Here is an 18,010-nt window from a genome sequence, read left to right on the forward strand (position 1 = left end):
TTACATCCTTTCTACAATTCCACTTACTAAATTCTTGAATTTATCTTTTACTAAATTGGATGTTTCAATAACTTCTTCATGACTTAATGGTACTTCTAATATTCCAGCAGCCATATTAGTAATACAAGATATACCTAAAACCTTCATACCACTGTGATTAGCAACAATCACCTCTGGGACAGTTGACATACCAACTGCATCTCCACCTAAAGTTCTAATCATTCTAATCTCAGCTGGTGTTTCATAGGATGGACCTGTCATCATAAAGTAAACGCCTTCTTTCAATTCAATTCCTAAATGCTTCGCAACATCCTTGGCAGTATCAATTAGTTCTTTACAATATGCACTTGACATATCAGGGAATCTTGGTCCAAATTCCTTTAAATTTGCTCCTATAAGTGGATTTGTTCCTGAGAAATTAATATGGTCATTTATTATCATTAAATCACCAGGTTTAAAATTAGTATTTACACCACCTGCTGCATTAGTAACTATTAACTTTTCTACACCTAATAATTTCAAAACTCTTATTGGGAACGTTACTGTATGCATATCATACCCTTCATAGAAATGGAATCTTCCCTGCATCATAATAACCTTTTTACCATTTAATTCACCATATATAAACTTACCTGCGTGACCTTCAACCGTTGATACTGGGAAGTTTGGTATCTCATTATAGTTTAATTCAACTCTATTTTTGACTTCATCTGCTAAACTTCCAAGCCCTGAACCTAATATAATTGCTAATTTAGGTTCTTCGTTTATTTTATCTTTAATATAATTACATGCTGCATTTAATTTCTCTATATAATTCATGTATAAACCCTCCTATTATTTTAAAATTTCCTTGGCAAAGCTTTCTCCTGCAATATCAGTTTCTATATTTAGTAATTCTGCAATTGTTTTACCAATATCAGCAAAGGACTTTCTTGTTCCAATATTCACTCCTGATTTAATATTTTTTCCATAAATAAAAATTGGTATATACTCACGTGAGTGATCGGTACTTGGTGTTGTTGGATCACATCCATGGTCAGCTGTTATAATAAGAACATCATCATTCTTTAAATTATTTATGATTTCTGGTATTCTTTCATCAAATTCCTTTAATGCCCTTGCATAACCTTCAACATCATTTCTATGTCCGTAAACCATATCAAAATCGACTAAATTTGTAAAAATTAATCCTCTTGTATTTTCCTTTAAATATTCAATTGTTTTATCTACTCCATCCATATTATTTTTTGTATGTACAGCCTTTGTAATACCATATCCTCCGAAAATATCTTCTATCTTACCAACAGCACAAACATCCATACCATTTTCTGCAACATAGTTTAGCAATGTCTTCTTAAATGGCTTCATTGAAAAATCTCTTCTGTTTGGAGTTCTCTTATAACTTCCACTTGTTCCTACAAATGGTCTTGCAATTACTCTACCAACTCCATGTTCGTCCTTTAGCATATCTCTTGCTATTTGGCACATTTTATAAAGTTCTTCTAATGGAATTATTTCTTCGTGTGCAGCAATTTGAAAAACACTATCTGCAGATGTATATACTATAGGATAACCTGTTCTTACATGTTCATCTCCTAATTCTTCAATAATAGCTGTTCCTGATGCAGGTTTATTGCCTAAGACTTTTCTACCTATTTTGCTTTCAAATTCTTCAATTAACTCTTTAGGAAATCCATTTGGATAAGTTGGGAATGCCTTTTCTAAAATCAATCCTGATATTTCCCAATGGCCTGTAGTTGTATCTTTACCCTTTGACATCTCAAGTGATCTACCATAAGAACCAATTACATTATCTACTTTTTTATATTCATTTACCCCATCTATATAACCCAAACCAAGTTTTTGCAGATTAAGAAGCTCAAAGTTTTTTATTTCTTTTGCAATATTACCAAGAGTGTTGCTTCCTTGGTCATTATATTCGTGTGCATCTGGTAACTCCCCAATTCCTACACTATCAAGTACTATTAATGTAACCCTATTAACCATAAAATCACCTCTTGTTTTAATAATTTTCTTAATAATCTTGGGATTTTTATTATATCTTATTTTTTCAAAAAAGAAAAGACTTTAAACTATTAAGTTAACTAAATCTTTAAAAATTAAAAATAAAATTCTCTAAAAGATTGTTTTTTTAAATCTTTTAGAGAATTTTATTTCGTTTATGCTCTTGGATGCGACTTCTTATAAACATCACTAATTTTGTTCTTCAATAATTCTGCATAAACTTGAGTAGTTGATATATCTGAATGACCTAACATTTGTTGAACTGAACGTAAATCTGCTCCGTTTTCTATTAAATGTGCTGCAAATGAATGCCTTAAAGTATGAGGGGTTATTTCTTTTTGTATATTTGCCAATTTGGCATAATACTTTATAACTTTCCAAAATCCTTGTCGTGTTAGCCTTTCTCCTCTATGATTCAAAAACAAGGCAACCTCTTTTTCATTCTTTAAAAAAGTATACCTATATTTTTCTACATAATTTATTAATGCTTCTATTGCAAGCTTTCCTATTGGAACAATCCTTTCTTTTGAACCATTACATTTTACATATCCTAAAAGTAAATTTACATCATCTATGTTTAAATTTATTAATTCTGTTACTCTAATACCTGTTGCATACAAAATCTCAAGCATTGCTTTATCTCTTGCTCCTTTTGGTTCTCCTTCATTTGGCATCGCAAGAAGTGTTTCAACCTCATCAATAGTTAATATTTCTGGCAACTTTTTTTCAACCTTAGGTGCTTCTATATCAATTGTTGGGTCCTGTTCCATTACTCCCTTAATAATATTTTGCTTATAGAAGGCACGAAGTGTTGCCAAACTTCTTAAAATCGATGATGTAGCTTTTCCTTCCTTTTGAAGGTATAGTATATAAGAAATAATATTGGTTCTCTTTACTTTTCTATAATCTAAATTTTGATTTTTTAGATATTCTAAAAATTGTTGTAAATCTCTACTATAACTTTCAATTGTATTTGGACTTAAAGATTTAGTTAATGCAATTTCATTAATAAAATCTTTAACTAATTCATTCATTTGCAGTACCCCTTTGTATATATATTATACTTATTTTATTCTACATTTTTTTATAAATTCCTTCATTTTATTATCGGAAAAAAGTATTATTTATTAATAACCTTAATAAAAATATTTTATTCTCTTTTTTATCAAGATTATACATTACAAGTCTGGCATCACCATCAGGCTTTAATTGTATAAAATAAGTAAGCCCCTTTAATAATATATAGATAAATATCATCAACAAAAAAATGAAAATAAAAATACAAAGAAAATCTTTAAGCTTCTTCATACAAATCACCTATTGTATGATAAGATAACCAGATAAACTTTTTAATATAAAGGGAACCACAAAGGATTCATATAAACTTCCAACCAACATTATCAAAAATAAAAATATAAATACCAACGTAATATCAAGCAATCCATTCTTTTGTTTTAAAAAACTATTCTTTTGTAAGTTTTTCTTAAATGCCCAAAAACCGTGTTCTATTGCTATAGCAGATGCAACAATTAAACAAGGAATATATATTACATTCTGAGGAATAACTGTTACAAATAAAAACAACAACCCTTTATATCCCATAGTTTGTAAGCAAAATGATATAGTAAATCCTAAAATGAAGCCTTTAAATGAATCAAAAATAAATATCAAAGGAACACCAATATATGTAATACATAAAATTAGTATTATTAATAGAGTTTGTCCATTATTTTTTAACGATCTTATAAAAATAGACGAAGTATCAACATTCTCATTACCTACTATTTGAAAAAAATTGTTTATATATACTAATACACTTTGCTTACTGTTTGTATCTAAACCCTTAGACATAAATGCACCTATCGATAATCCTATAGCAAAAAAAAGCGTTACAAAAAAATATAACAAAAAATTTTCCTTTAAATGTTTTGAAAAAAGATTACTATTTTTCATTGTTGGCATAATAATACACCTCCTCTTTAGTCTAATTTAAATATATGAGGAGGCTTATTAAAATATTCTTTACTTATCTATAAAATCATTTAACATTAATATTCCTACTATTGATTTTGCATCCTTTATTGTACCTTCTAATATCATTTTTTTTGCTTCTAAAATAGGTACCTCAATTAATTCTAAATATTCATCTTCGTCAAAATTTGTTTTAGTTTTAACCATTTTATCACAAAAATAAATATATAATTTTTCTGTGCAGAATCCTGGAGAGGTATAGATTGACGTCATAAGCTTCATATCTAAAGCCTTATAGCCAGTTTCTTCTTCTAATTCTCTATAAGCACAATTTAAAGGTTCTTCGCCTTTTTCAAGCTTTCCAGCAGGTATTTCATATATTATTTCATCAAGGGGTCTTCTGTATTGTCTAACAAGAAATACATTCCCATCCTCAACAGCAACTATCCCAACTCCACCATTATGTTCAACTATTTCTCTTGTTGATATCCTATTTGAATGAGTTTCAACTTCATCAATTCTTAAATTAATTACTTTTCCATTAAACAAATAATTACTCTTTACTGTCTTTTCTTTAAACATTTAATCACTCCCTTTTAAAAAAAATAATCCATTTAAATGGATTATTTTTAACCTAATTTTTGTTTTAATCTTAATTTATCTGCAATCATTGCTATAAACTCACTATTAGTTGGCTTGCCCTTATCATTATGAATAGTATAACCAAATATTTTATTTATAGTTTCTACTTGTCCCCTTGCCCATGCAACTTCTATAGCGTGTCTTATAGCTCTTTCTACTCTACTTGGAGTAGTATTATATTTTCTTGCTATTGATGGATAAAGTTCCTTTGTTATTGCACTTAAAAGTTCAATATCGTCAACAACCATTTGAATAGCATCTCTTAGATACATATATCCCTTTATATGGGCTGGTACACCAATTTCGTGTATTATATTTGTTATTTCCGCTTCTAAATTATTTGGATTGTTTAACTTATTTATTGCTGGTTCAGGTCTTACAAATGTTACTTTTTTACTTGTTTCAACAGCACCTTGATTAAACATTTGTCTTATTCTTTTTGAAAAAATTTCCATATCAAATGGTTTAACTACATAATATTCAGCCCCTAAATTTATTGCTCTTTGAGTTATTTTATCTTGTCCGACAGCCGATAAAACTATTACTTTAGGAATCTTTGTATCTTCAAATGAATTAATTTTTTCCAAAACTCCAAGACCATCTAAATGAGGCATTATTATGTCTAATACTAATACATCAGGGTTAGTTTTTTGAACTAAATCAACCGCTTCATTACCATCCTTTGCTACACCTAAAACTTCAAAATCATCTTGAGTATTAAGGTATTCGTTCAGTATTGTTGAAAATTCCTTATTATCATCTGCGATGACAATTTTTATTTTTTCACCATTCATAATTTGACCTCCCCTATCCGCCTAATCCTAATTAATTTTATAATAAAACTATTCGACAAATACATTTAATTTCCTTCTAAGAAAATAAATTTTTTTAATGAAGAAGCTGCATTTTGCAGCTTTCTTCATTAAAAACCATCATCTAACTCATTATACATCCATTCTGCATAAATTGCATACCCCATATCAGGCCTATTGACAAATACGTGAGTTACAGCTCCAACTAATTTATCATCTTGTATAATTGGACTTCCACTCATTCCTTGAACAATTCCACCTGTCTTTTCTATTAAGTTTTTATCAGTAATTCTTATAACCATACTTTTTGAATTTGGTGAATTTTGTTTATTGATTTTTTCAATATTTATATTATATTCTTTGACATCATCATCTACTTCAACCAAAATTTTTGCAGGCCCTTCTTTTATTTCATTCTGACTTGCTATTGTATATTCCTTAGAATTTTGTTTAACAAAATCATCTAAATTTTTTAAGCTACCATATATACCACATACCGTATTCTTGCTTAAATTACCTATTTCATCATCTTCACTAAAGGCACCTCTTAATTCACCTGGTTTTCCCTTTTCACCCTTTGTTATATCAACAACCTTTGCTTTATATATACTTCCTTCTCTAACACTTAGTAATTGTCCTGTATCAATATCATTTATAGGATGACCTAAAGCTGCAAATTTTTTTAACTTTGGGTCAACAAAAGTCAAAGTTCCTATGCCAGATGTTGAATCCCTAACCCACATTCCAAGTTTATATTGATTATTTTTATTCTGTACTGGATTTATTATAGTATCAATATATTTATCCCTTCGTTTTATTTTTAAATTTACAGCATTACCATTTGACTTTGATATTTCTTCAGATAAATCTTTAATATATTTAATCCTTTTTCCGTTTATTTCTACAATCATATCTCCTATTTGAACATTTGATAAAACAGCTGGACTTTGTTTTTTTCCACTGTTTGTTTCAATATCTGAAAATCCAACAACCAGCACACCTTCTGTATAAAGTTTAACTCCTATTGAATGACCTCCTGCATAAACCTTCCTATCCTTATTATAGTTTATCGTTACTTCTTTTACTGGAACAACTCCAAATAGTTTAACATAACCTTTTATGCTGCTTTTATTTTGAGAACTAACAAAACCCGTATCATTTGTGGTAAGTTTAATGATATTGTTTTTTGTTAGTTTTATATAATTTATATCTTTAGTAACGTTAATTGAAGAAGGTATTTGATTAATAAAATTTATAAAAAATATTAAAAATATTAATATAGTAAACAGCATAAATTTTGCTGATTTTTTTACTTTGGTTTTCATTTTATCACTCCTCTGCCATTCTTTATAACTCCACCTTCCTTTCTTTAATTTTAAGTTAACCTTTTTTATGTCTACATATACTATAATATAGAATGAAACTTATACATCATAAACTTTATTTGTAAGGTTATGTTTAAATAAAAAAACTATTACATTTTAAAATATAAAAATTACAAAATTGACTTTTACATTTTTTGTAAAACAAAAAAGGACTTAATAATTAAGTCCTATCAGATTGTTTACAACCTAATTGTTAGCAAAGGTATGAAAAAGCCCCATGAAAGGATTTCAATAGGCTCTTTCATGAGCTTTAGCAATTCTTAGGTTTTCGGCTTTGAAAAAGTCCGTAATTGGGCACAGGACGTAGCGAGCCGAGCGGCCATCAGGACGATGGCATCGCGAGGGTAGGACTTTTTCAAACAAAGAAAAGCTTAGAATTGCTTAAGCCGTAGAACGAATACCCAAGAAATCCTTCATGGGGCTAATCAATATATAACTTCTTGAACAGCCTTAGGACTTAATAATTGAGTCCTATTAATGTCTTATTTGATTTTTAAGTTGCTCTGCTAAAATTAAAATTTCTTTTGCATTAGTCTTAGTAAGCTCTGTCACTATTGCTCCACCAAGCATTCTTGCTAATTCATCTATTCTATCCTGATTTTGTAAATCATTAACTAATGTAATTGTTTTATTTTCACTTACAATTTTTTGTATTTTAAAATGCTTGTCTCCCATTGACGCAATCTGAGGAAGATGTGTTACACAAAGTATTTGATGTTTTTTAGATATAAGTACCATTTTTTCAGCTACACTTTGTGCTGTTCTTCCACTAATACCTGTATCTATTTCGTCAAAAATCAATATTGGAATACTATCAACATCAGCAACAACGCTTTTTATTGCTAACATAATTCTCGATATTTCTCCACCAGATGCAACTTTATGTAAAGGTTTTAAAGGTTCACCAATATTAGATGATATCATAAATTTCACTTCATCTTTACCATTATTATCAAATTTATCTTTTTCTGCAATTTCAACTTCAAAAACTGCTTTTTCCATTCCTAAATACTTTAATTCAGCTTCTATTTTTTCTTTTAATTTAATACCAGTCTCTTTTCTTATATTAGTTATCTTATTTGCGACTAAATTTAACTCATTTAGTATATCCTCGTGTTGCTTTTTTAATTCTTCTAATGTTTCGTCACTCTTTTCTAATTCTTCTAACTCAATACTAATATTATTATAATAATTTAAAATTTCTTTAATATCCTTACCATACTTTCTCTTTAGCTTATTAATTAGATCCAATCTATTTTCTATTTCATTTAACTCTTCATCATTATATTCTATTTTATCTTTATATTCTCTTATTGATTCAATTGCATCTTCTAATTTATAATATACTTCTTCTATAGCATTTTTTATATTATTCAATTTTTCATCAAATTGAGATACTTGTTCTAAGCTAATCATTGCTGAACCTATAGAATCAAATGCACTCTCATAACTATCGCTACTATAGATTTTTTGATATGCTAAATTTAAACAGGAGAATATTTTTTCTGCATTTTTTAGTATATCCCTTCTTTGAATTAATTCTTCTTCTTCTCCTTCCTTTAGCTGAGCATCATTAATTTCTTGAACCTGAAATCTTAATAAATCAATTTTTCTAAGCCTTAAGTGTTCATCCTGAGTCAGTCTATCTATTTCCTTCTCTATTGATTTTAACTTTTCAAATAATTCTCTGTAACCTATTTTAACACTTTTAAAAATATCTCCACAAAACGAATCTAAAATATCAATATGCTTTGTTTCGTCTAATAGAGATTGATGTTCATGTTGTCCGTGTATATCTATTAAATATTTACTTATTTCTCTTATAAAGGATAAACTTGTTGTTCTACCATTTACTCTTAATATGCTTTTATTGTTTTGATTTATTTCTCTTGCAAGTATCAAATAATCATCATTGTCTATTCCGTTTTCCCTTAATAAATAGTTAACCTTATCATTCTTTATTTCAAAAATACCTTCTACATAAGCATAGTCACAACCTGTACGAATTATCTCTCTATTAAACTTTTCACCAACTAAAAAACTCACAGAATCTATTAAAATTGACTTTCCTGCCCCTGTTTCTCCTGTTAAAACATTGAAACCTTCTGAAAAATCAAGTTCTAATTCATCAATCAATGCAAAATTTTTTATCCTTAGTTTTAGAAGCATATTATGCCTCCTTATTCATTTATTAATCTTCTAAATTTAGCAACTAATTCTTCTGCCTTCTCATTAGACCTTGCCATCACAAAGATGGTATTATCTCCTGCAATAGTACCTACTATTCCATCCCATCTTAAAGTATCAATTGCCTCTGCAGCTGCTGAAGCTGAACCAGATAAAGTTTTTAAAACTATCATATTATTTACATAGTCTATAGTTAAAACTGTTTGTGAAAATATGCTAACTAACTTTTCTGTTAAATAATTATCACCTTGTGCCATAGAAGCATACTTATACTTACCATCTTTAGTCAAAACCTTTATTAACTTAAGTTCCTTAATATCCCTTGAAACTGTAGCTTGAGTTACATCCATTCCAATTTTACGTAACTCATCAACAAGCTCCTCCTGGGTTTCAATTTCCTTATTGTTTATTATTTCAAGAATTTTTGCATGTCTTGAAATCTTCATAAATTCCCCTCTCTTCCCGCTTATCTATCTTTTAATTTGTTTCTTAAAATATCGTAAAAAGATCTATTATTGGTTTTTATTAGCCGCAAAGAATTTTGTGCTTTATTTATATGAATTCTATCATTTGGTAACAATTCACAACTTTTTTGACCATCGGCTGTTAAATAAATTTTTCCATTTTGTAATGCATCAACTTCAATTACAATCTCATCATCATCTGGAACTACAATAGTTCTTGATTTTAATGAATGAGGGCATATTGGTGTTATTAACATCAAATTCATTGTCGGATTTACAATAGGGCCACCTGCTGAAAGTGAATATGCAGTTGAGCCAGTTGGTGTTGATATAAGCAATCCATCTGCATTATATTTATCTATTAAATTCCGTCCAATGTATGCATTTAATTTTACAAGTTTTAATAAATATCCTCTTGTTATGCATACATCATTTAGTGCATAATAGGTTCTAAGTTTATGTTCTTCTCTAAAAATATCTGCTTTTAACATCATTCTTTCTTCAATATTGTAATTTCCATTTTTTATATTTTCAAGTGAATTGTATATATCTTTAAGTTCAACTTCTGTAATAAATCCTAAATTGCCAAGATTGACACCTAAAATTGGGGTATTATATTTTATCAATTCCCTCGCAACGCCTAATATCGTTCCATCTCCACCTAATACAATAATAAAGTCTGAAATATTGTACATTAAATCCTTATCCACTATATTAAGGTTGCTGTTATATATGTTTAAATTATATTCTATGTAAACTATAAAACCATTATTCAAAAGCCACCTGATTATATCTTTTGTAAATTCAAAACCCTCATCCTTTTCTCTATTAACAAAAATCCCAACCTTTAACATAATTCACTCCCTAAATAAAAAATTCTACACATCATCCTTTTTTCCTTCTATGCATTTAATGATTTATGTGCTTCTTCTACAACATCTTGTATCATTTTGTCATCTATTTTAGTTGAATCCTGTTTATTTATCAAATAGGCTAAATATTCTATATTCCCTTCTGGTCCTTTTATAGGCGAAAAGGTCAATCCTTTTAAAGAGTAACCTATAGAAATTGCAAACTCAAGTACTGATTTTATAACCTCAATATGTACCTCTTTATCTCTCACCACACCTTTTTTTCCTACCTTTTCTCTTCCTGCTTCAAACTGTGGCTTTATAAGGCATACAACTTCAGCCTCTTTTTTTGAAAGTTCTTTAACAACAGGTAAAACAAGTTTTAATGATATAAAGGAAACATCTATTGAAGTAAAATCAATGAGTTCTCCAATGTCTTGATTAGTTACATATCTTATGTTAGTCCTTTCCATACAAACTACTCTTTCATCATTCCTAAGTTCCCAAGCCATTTGTCCATATCCAACATCTATTGCAAACACTTTAGATGCACCATTTTTTAACATACAATCTGTAAAACCACCCGTTGATGCCCCGACATCCATTGCAACTTTATTATTTAAACTAATATTGAAGGATTTTATTGCTTTTTCAAGTTTTAGACCGCCTCTACTTACATAAGGAATTGCTTGTCCTTTTACTTCTATTTTAGAGTCACTATTAACCTTTTCACCTGGTTTATCCACTCTTTGATTATTTACAAAGACAAGACCCGCCATTATATTCTTTCTTGCCTTTTCTCTTGAGTCAAAAAAGCCTTTTTCAACTAACAAAACATCAATTCTTTCTTTATCCGCCATTTTTCTCTCCTCTTAGTCAATGTTTTTTATTATTGTATTATATATTCCCTCTGGATCCAAACCATATTTTTTATAAAGTATGTCAACACTACCATGTGGTATAAATTCATCAGGAAAAGCAATATTTACAATTTTTCCTTTAAAGTTTTTTCCTACTAAATATTCATTAATGGCAGAACCAAAACCGCCATATAAGACATTATCCTCAACTGTAAAAATATAGTTTGTTTTTTCTATTATGTTGTTTAACATTGTTTTGTCTAACGGCTTTATAAACCTACAATTTATAAGTTCAACATCGATACCACTTCCTTTTAATCTTTGTGCTGCCATCATTGAATGTTGAACCATTTTACCAACTGCAAGAATTGTAACTTTATTACCCATTAATAATCTTTCCCATTTACCAAGATTTATATCATCATAATTATCAAATTTTATATTTAAGTCTCCACCTCTTGGATACCTAATAGCTATTGGAATATTCTGTTTAAAGCACCAACGTAACATATATCTAAACTCTACTAAATCCTTCGGTGATAGTATGGTCAAATTTGGGATTAATCTAAGGTAAGACAAATCAAATACTCCCTGATGAGTCTCTCCATCTTCACCGACTATTCCTGCCCTATCAATAGATAAAATAACTGGTAGCCTTTGTATACATATGTCGTGTATTACTTGATCAAAGGCTCTTTGTAAAAACGTAGAATATACAGCAAAAACAGGCTTAAAACCTTCCTTGGCAAGACCAGCTGCCATAGTAGCTGCATGCTGTTCGGCAATACCGACATCGTAAAATCTGTCTGGAAACTTTTGAGAAAACTTAGTAAGTCCAGTACCATCAGGCATTGCAGCAGTTATTGCAATTAGTTTGTTATTATTTTCTGCTTCCCTAACTATCTCATCTCCAAAAACCTTTGAATATGTTTCCTTCTTCTTAGCTATTCTTTCTCCTGTTTCTATTTCAAAGGCATCAACGCCGTGAAAAATCTCTGGATTTTCTTCGGCATAACAATATCCTCTTCCCTTTTTTGTTATAGTATGAATAATTACAGGTCCCTTTATTGTCTGTGCTCTTTTTAATACATCAGTTAACACTTCAATGTTATGTCCATCTATTGGGCCTAAATATTTAAATCCTAATTCTTCAAATAACATTCCTTGAACTACAAGATGCTTTAATCCATCCTTAAACTTCTCTGCAGATTTATATAAATTATTACCAACTGCCGGTATCTTTTTTAACATTTGTTCTATTTCGTCTCTAAAATTTATATATGCAGGAGCCGTTCTTATCTTACTTAAATAGCAAGATAAACTACCCACATTTTGTGATATGGACATCTCATTATCATTTAATATAACAATTAAATTAGTCTTTGAACTGCCTGCATCATTTAAGGCCTCAAAGGCCATACCTCCAGTTAACGCACCATCACCTATAACTGCAATAACGTTGTGTTTTTCACCCTTTAAATCCCTTGCCCTTGCCATTCCAAGAGCTGCTGATATAGAAGTACTACTATGTCCAGTAACAAAATGGTCATAGTCACTCTCTGTGGGCTTTGGAAATCCACTTATACCTTCATATTTTCTTAGTGTATGAAATTTATCTTTTCTTCCAGTTATTATTTTATGTATATATGTTTGATGTCCTACATCCCAAACTATTCTATCCTTCTCAAAATTGAATACATAAAATAGAGCCAATGTTAATTCAATAACACCCAAATTTGATGCTAAATGTCCACCAGTTTTTGATACAGTATCAATTAAAAATTCCCTCAATTCTCCTGACAATAAATTCAATTCATCAATCGAAAGATTTTTAATATCACTTGGTTTATTTATTTTTTCTAAATACCTCATACCTTCACCCTATTTTCTATTTAATCTAATTGTTTCTATTATCCATGCTGTTTTATATACTATATTGTTGCTTTGAGTCATTGCAAAATTTTTACCTATAGCCTTTCCTCCGACAGTAAGCGAAGCTATTGTAGCACTCACAATTAATGCTAAAATAGTTTGATTATTACTAATACCTTTAGATATTAATTTTGATATAATAATTGCTCCTGCAGCACCACTTACAACTCCACAAATATCGCCTATAACATCATTACAAAAATTAGATACCTTATCGGCATTTCTAATTAGCTTTACTGCTGTTTTAGCACCTGTTACTTTTCTTGACGCAAGTGAATGAAATGGAGCTTCTTCTGCCGCAGTCACAGCTACACCTATTATATCAAAAATAATACCTATAAGTATAATTGATATTAATACGAAAAATGCAAAAAAATTCCCACACCACTAAGTAGAGAATTTGAAACGAAACTTATACTTGCTGATATTGTAAAAGTCCATATTATAATCATAACTATCCATTTAATATTTGCATTTTTATCACTTGCTTTCTTTTTATGTAGTTTGATTTTTTTATTTGTCTTACCCATTTATACCACCTTTTATGTACTCGGGTGGTAGCAATTGAGGTTAAGTTTGCGGCTTAGGTCCAGCAGGATTTCCCGTTTTTGGACCAAAACGTCGCCATTTTGGCGGTTTCCCTTTAACCAAAAACCCATACCGTTGCCGTATATGGGGCTGGATTACCACTTAGTCCACACTGCAATCCCTCAATTGCCTCCTTATTGGAACAGTCTAGGAGTTTTCCTCAACAGCATCATCCATTCCTAGCCTCTTTTGCAAATGTGGTTTCCTGTAGCAATAACTTAATAGTGAGGGCCCTTCACCATTAAGCCTGATCTACCCTCCACCACACTCGCTCAAGGCAGGCTACACTGCACGCAGCTTCAACCACGATGCAGGTTTAATCCCTAATCATAGAACCTCAAGATTCCACAATTTAGGGTCTCCGCGGGGGTAGGGTCGATTACGCATGCCATTGCGGTCGCCCCATCCCCCTTACTCCCAGTACCAACCCACTACTGGGCGTAGCGAGCCAGCACAAGGAACTTCATCGATGTGCCCTTTGACGGATTTTTAGCCCCGCCTTCAGAATGGATTAAGCTGACTAGAATACTGCACCACCCTAAGCAGAATGTTATTGTAACATAATTATATCGTACATACAATATAATTTTTTATACAAGTTTGGAATTAGATTTTATATTTTAATTATCTCTAATTAGGAGATATTCTGTTAACTTCGATAAAAATCCACTTTTATCTATATCATTTGCAATTTTAATTGCTATTTCAGTATGTTCCTGTGCTCGTCTTTTAGCCTCATCAATACCTAAAATAGTAACATAAGTTGCTTTATTGGCTTCTTTATCCTTTCCAACAGTTTTGCCTAGTTTCTTTTCGTCCCCTATAAAATCCAATATATCATCAACTATTTGAAAGGCTATTCCTAAGTGTCTACTAAAATCTCTTATAATTTCAACGCTTTCTTCTCTATTTGAAATATATGCTGCAGATACACACGCTGCTTCTATTATAGCACCTGTTTTTAATCTGTGCATATTATAGAGCTCTTCTAGTTTTAACTGTTTGTTTTCACTTTCAATATCAATTGCTTGACCAGCAACCATACCTCTTGAGCCTGATGCCTTTACTATCTCTTTAACAGCCTTTACAAATAATAAATTATTTTTTTCTTCAAGCTTTTGTGTAAGAACCTCAAAGGCAAAATTCAGTAAGGCATCCCCAGCAAGAATAGCAATTGCTTCTCCATAAACTTTATGGTTTGTTGGTTTTCCTCTCCTAAAATCATCATTATCCATCGCTGGCAAGTCATCATGTATTAAAGAATATGTATGAATAAATTCAATTGCACATCCAAAATCTAAAGCGTCCTTTAGATCTCCATCTAAAGCCTCTGTTATTGAAAGTGTTAAAATAGGTCTTATCCTTTTACCTCCTGCTTCAACACTATATTTCATAGGTTCATATATTATATTTGGTATATTAGCCATATCCAAAAGTTCGGATAATCTATCATTAACCATTTGTTGTCTTTCTTTTAGTTGTTGATTAAAATGCATCATTCTCCACCTCAACGGTAAAATTATCTTCAACTAATTCTTGGTTTTCACCCTTTAAAAGCACATTAATTTTTCTTTCAGCTTCATCTAATTTTTTATTGCATAGATTTGCAAGCTCCATACCTTCTTTGAACTTTACAATTGTATCTTCTAAACTCAAATCCTTATCCTCTATTTCATAAACTATTTCCTCAAGCCTCTTTATTGCTTCTTCAAAGGTTAATCCGTCCTTTTTTATTCTTGCCATATTTTTACCTCCGTTTTTTCCTTTATTATACAATTTAATTTTCCATCCTCAAAATATACTTCTATTATATCATTTTTTTCTACCTGCTCTATACTTTTTATTAACTTTTCGTCCTTTACAACTGCCGCAAATCCTCTACTTATTGACTTTAACGGACTTAAACCATCCAACTTTTGTACTGTAAGCATTAGATTATGTTTTTTCTTTATTATTTTGTTATTTATACTATTAATTAATTTATCTCTTATATTATCTAAATACTGATAATGAACGTTAATTTTATTTTGTGGTGAATTTAGCTTTATTTTAGACGATAGATTTTCTATTAAAATTTTATCCCTTTTAATTCTATTATTAACACTATTATATAGATTTGTTTTTAAACTTGTTATTTTATATATTAATTCTGAATATGATGGAACAACAATTTCTGCTGCATGTGAAGGGGTAGAAGCCCTTATATCCGCAACAAAGTCAGCTATTGTAAAATCCGTTTCGTGTCCTACAGCTGAAACAATTGGTATTTTACTTTTATAAATTGCTCTTGCTACAATCTCCTCATTAAAAGCCCACAGTTCCTCAATAGAACCTCCACCTCTACCAATAATTATTACATCGATATCATCCCTATTATTAAAATATTCAATTGCCTCAACGATAGTTTCAGCAGCACCTTCCCCCTGTACTTTTACAGGATACAAAAGTAAATTAACATTATAAAATCTACGACTTGCAACATTAATAATATCTCTTATAACTGCACCTGTACTTGATGTTGCAACTCCAATTCTTCTCGGTAAAAGCGGAAGTTTCTTTTTATGTTTTTCATCAAATAAACCTTCCTGCTCTAATTTCTTCTTCAACTCTTCGTATGCTAAGTACAAATCTCCCAATCCATCTTTTTTTATATCTGTACAGTAGAGTTGGTAAACTCCATCTCTTTCGTATACAGATACATATCCTCTTGCTAAAACCTTCATACCATCTTCCAATTTAATCTTTAAATATGAGTTATACCCCTTAAACATTACACATTTTATTTTACTATCGTTATCCTTTAAAGTAAAATACATATGGCCTGAACTATGATGCTTAAAATTCGATATTTCACCCTTTACAACTATATTAGATAGTTGACTATTATTTTCTATTATATCCTTAATATATAAATTAAGTTCTGTTACAGTTAAGGCATTATTGTTCATTTTTATCTCTCCTATTTTGATTTAACCTTTTAAATCCTATTAAAGCTACACCAACAGCATTATCCAATGAATATTCTGGTTTTGCTACATATACTGTTCCTTTATATTTTTCATTTAAAATATTACTAATGTATTTGCTTGAAGCTACCCCTCCAAACAATAATATTTTTTTATTGTACTTTATAACAATATTGCTTATTAATTTCTCCAATGTTTTAACAACACATTTCATAGTAGCTAAAGCTATTTCATCCCTTGGATAACCCTTTTCTATAAATCCTGTCGCCTTTGTTTCTTGTCCTGACAAATTAAAATAAACCCCATCTACCTTAGATGGAATAACTAAATCAGTATGCGAAGTATTTAAGGCCAAATCATCTATATATTTACCTGCAGGAAAATCAAATCCCAAAGCTACTCCTACTCTATCAATAAATTGTCCAATACTTATATCCATTGTCCCTCCAATAAGTTCTATGGAAGGATTAGTGTTATCTTTGCACAGTAATACCTCTGAAGTTCCCCCTGAAATATGAATAGCAATAAATTCTTGTTCAGTAAATCCGACTGAAAACTTTGCAGATTCTATATGTCCTTCCTGATGCGTAGTTTCGTAATATGGGATTTTTAATACACTTGCAATTGATTTTGCTGTAGATTCGCCTGCCTTAAATACAGGCATATATGAATTTTTGTATGGTCTTGGTCTAGTACTAACGCATATTGCATCTATATTTGAAACTTCATTTTCATCCAGCAAGTCTGGAATATTTTTTATGTGCTGAAAAAGGGCTTCTGATTGTCTTAAGCCCCTTTTTCCCTTTTCTACATATAAAATTTTTCGCCTATCATAAACTACTTCATTGTCCTCAACTATACATATAGAGGTTGTATAATTACTTGTATCTATTCCAAGTACTCTACTCATTTTTTAGCTCCTTAATAATATTGCCTAATATACCATTTATAAAGGATGGTGAGTTATCTCCACCATATTTTTTTGCTAATTCAACAGCTTCATCTATAGCTGCGGCATTAGGTACATCTTCTCTATAAAGCATTTCATAAAGTGCAAGTCTCATAATTGCTAAATCTACCTTAGCTATTCTATTTATTTTCCAACCCTTCGAATACTTTTCTATATACTCATCTATTAATTGCTTGTTCTTATCTACACCCTTAACACAATCTTCTATGTACTCCATCTGATCCTGTAAATTTTTATATTCATCCAATTCATTAATTTTATTAATTGTTTCAACAGCGGATTCCTTAGTTAGCTCCATCTGAAATACTAATTTCATTGCCAATTCTCTTGCTGCTTTTCTACTCATATGCACTCCTC

At 30.2% G+C, this 18,010-nt stretch carries 18 protein-coding genes; all 18 read right to left on the minus strand.

What is annotated here, in order from left to right; genetic code table 11:
- Positions 1-819, minus strand: a complete 819-nt coding sequence (locus JG776_RS00345; protein WP_291963873.1) for a purine-nucleoside phosphorylase — start codon at positions 817-819, stop codon at positions 1-3.
- A gap of 15 nt (positions 820-834) precedes the next feature.
- On the minus strand, positions 835-2,007 hold the full coding sequence (locus JG776_RS00350) for a phosphopentomutase (protein WP_291963874.1): 1,173 nt from the start codon (positions 2,005-2,007) through the stop codon (positions 835-837).
- Positions 2,008-2,180: 173 nt separating this feature from the next.
- Positions 2,181-3,059 carry a site-specific tyrosine recombinase XerD gene (gene xerD / locus JG776_RS00355; protein ID WP_291963875.1) on the minus strand — a complete coding sequence of 293 codons (879 nt, stop codon included), beginning with the start codon at positions 3,057-3,059 and terminating at the stop codon, positions 2,181-2,183.
- A gap of 283 nt (positions 3,060-3,342) precedes the next feature.
- Positions 3,343-3,987: a stage II sporulation protein M gene (gene spoIIM, locus JG776_RS00360; protein ID WP_291963876.1), complete on the minus strand. Its 645-nt coding sequence runs from the start codon at positions 3,985-3,987 to the stop codon at positions 3,343-3,345.
- A gap of 60 nt (positions 3,988-4,047) precedes the next feature.
- Positions 4,048-4,578 carry an NUDIX hydrolase gene (locus JG776_RS00365; protein ID WP_291963877.1) on the minus strand — a complete coding sequence of 177 codons (531 nt, stop codon included), beginning with the start codon at positions 4,576-4,578 and terminating at the stop codon, positions 4,048-4,050.
- Positions 4,579-4,625: 47 nt separating this feature from the next.
- Positions 4,626-5,432 (minus strand): sporulation transcription factor Spo0A, encoded by an 807-nt coding sequence (gene spo0A, locus JG776_RS00370; protein WP_291963878.1) that lies wholly within the window; start codon positions 5,430-5,432, stop codon positions 4,626-4,628.
- A 128-nt stretch (positions 5,433-5,560) separates the two neighbouring features.
- Positions 5,561-6,775, minus strand: a complete 1,215-nt coding sequence (gene spoIVB / locus JG776_RS00375) for a SpoIVB peptidase (protein ID WP_291963879.1) — start codon at positions 6,773-6,775, stop codon at positions 5,561-5,563.
- A gap of 534 nt (positions 6,776-7,309) precedes the next feature.
- A complete protein-coding gene (recN, locus tag JG776_RS00380; RefSeq protein ID WP_291963880.1) occupies positions 7,310-9,004 on the minus strand; it encodes a DNA repair protein RecN in 1,695 nt (564 codons plus the stop codon).
- 11 nt (positions 9,005-9,015) lie between these two features.
- The gene (locus JG776_RS00385) at positions 9,016-9,468 is read right to left on the minus strand and encodes an arginine repressor (RefSeq protein ID WP_027308266.1); all 453 of its coding nucleotides are present in this window, start codon (positions 9,466-9,468) and stop codon (positions 9,016-9,018) included.
- Positions 9,469-9,488: 20 nt separating this feature from the next.
- The gene (locus tag JG776_RS00390) at positions 9,489-10,340 is read right to left on the minus strand and encodes an NAD(+)/NADH kinase (RefSeq protein ID WP_291963881.1); all 852 of its coding nucleotides are present in this window, start codon (positions 10,338-10,340) and stop codon (positions 9,489-9,491) included.
- Between the two features lie 47 nt (positions 10,341-10,387).
- Positions 10,388-11,197 (minus strand): TlyA family RNA methyltransferase, encoded by an 810-nt coding sequence (locus JG776_RS00395; protein WP_291963882.1) that lies wholly within the window; start codon positions 11,195-11,197, stop codon positions 10,388-10,390.
- Positions 11,198-11,209: 12 nt separating this feature from the next.
- Positions 11,210-13,069 carry a 1-deoxy-D-xylulose-5-phosphate synthase gene (gene dxs, locus JG776_RS00400; protein WP_291963883.1) on the minus strand — a complete coding sequence of 620 codons (1,860 nt, stop codon included), beginning with the start codon at positions 13,067-13,069 and terminating at the stop codon, positions 11,210-11,212.
- A 9-nt stretch (positions 13,070-13,078) separates the two neighbouring features.
- A complete protein-coding gene (locus JG776_RS00405; RefSeq protein WP_291963884.1) occupies positions 13,079-13,435 on the minus strand; it encodes a hypothetical protein in 357 nt (118 codons plus the stop codon).
- Between the two features lie 902 nt (positions 13,436-14,337).
- Positions 14,338-15,213: a polyprenyl synthetase family protein gene (locus JG776_RS00410; RefSeq protein ID WP_291963885.1), complete on the minus strand. Its 876-nt coding sequence runs from the start codon at positions 15,211-15,213 to the stop codon at positions 14,338-14,340.
- Complete coding sequence (xseB, locus tag JG776_RS00415) at positions 15,203-15,460, minus strand: exodeoxyribonuclease VII small subunit (RefSeq protein WP_291963886.1); 258 nt, start codon at positions 15,458-15,460, stop codon at positions 15,203-15,205. Before xseB ends, JG776_RS00410 begins: the two co-directional genes overlap by 11 nt.
- Positions 15,448-16,665: an exodeoxyribonuclease VII large subunit gene (gene xseA / locus JG776_RS00420; protein ID WP_291963887.1), complete on the minus strand. Its 1,218-nt coding sequence runs from the start codon at positions 16,663-16,665 to the stop codon at positions 15,448-15,450. The genes xseB and xseA overlap by 13 nt, the downstream gene beginning before the upstream one ends.
- Positions 16,655-17,593: a hypothetical protein gene (locus JG776_RS00425; RefSeq protein ID WP_291963888.1), complete on the minus strand. Its 939-nt coding sequence runs from the start codon at positions 17,591-17,593 to the stop codon at positions 16,655-16,657. Before JG776_RS00425 ends, xseA begins: the two co-directional genes overlap by 11 nt.
- Positions 17,586-17,999, minus strand: coding sequence for a transcription antitermination factor NusB (nusB, locus tag JG776_RS00430; RefSeq protein WP_291963889.1), 414 nt, complete (start codon positions 17,997-17,999; stop codon positions 17,586-17,588). The genes JG776_RS00425 and nusB overlap by 8 nt, the downstream gene beginning before the upstream one ends.
- Positions 18,000-18,010 lie beyond the last annotated feature (11 nt).

Source organism: Caloramator sp., assembly GCF_020054765.1.
In the GTDB taxonomy this organism is placed as follows: domain Bacteria; phylum Bacillota; class Clostridia; order Clostridiales; family Caloramatoraceae; genus Thermobrachium; species Thermobrachium proteoclasticum.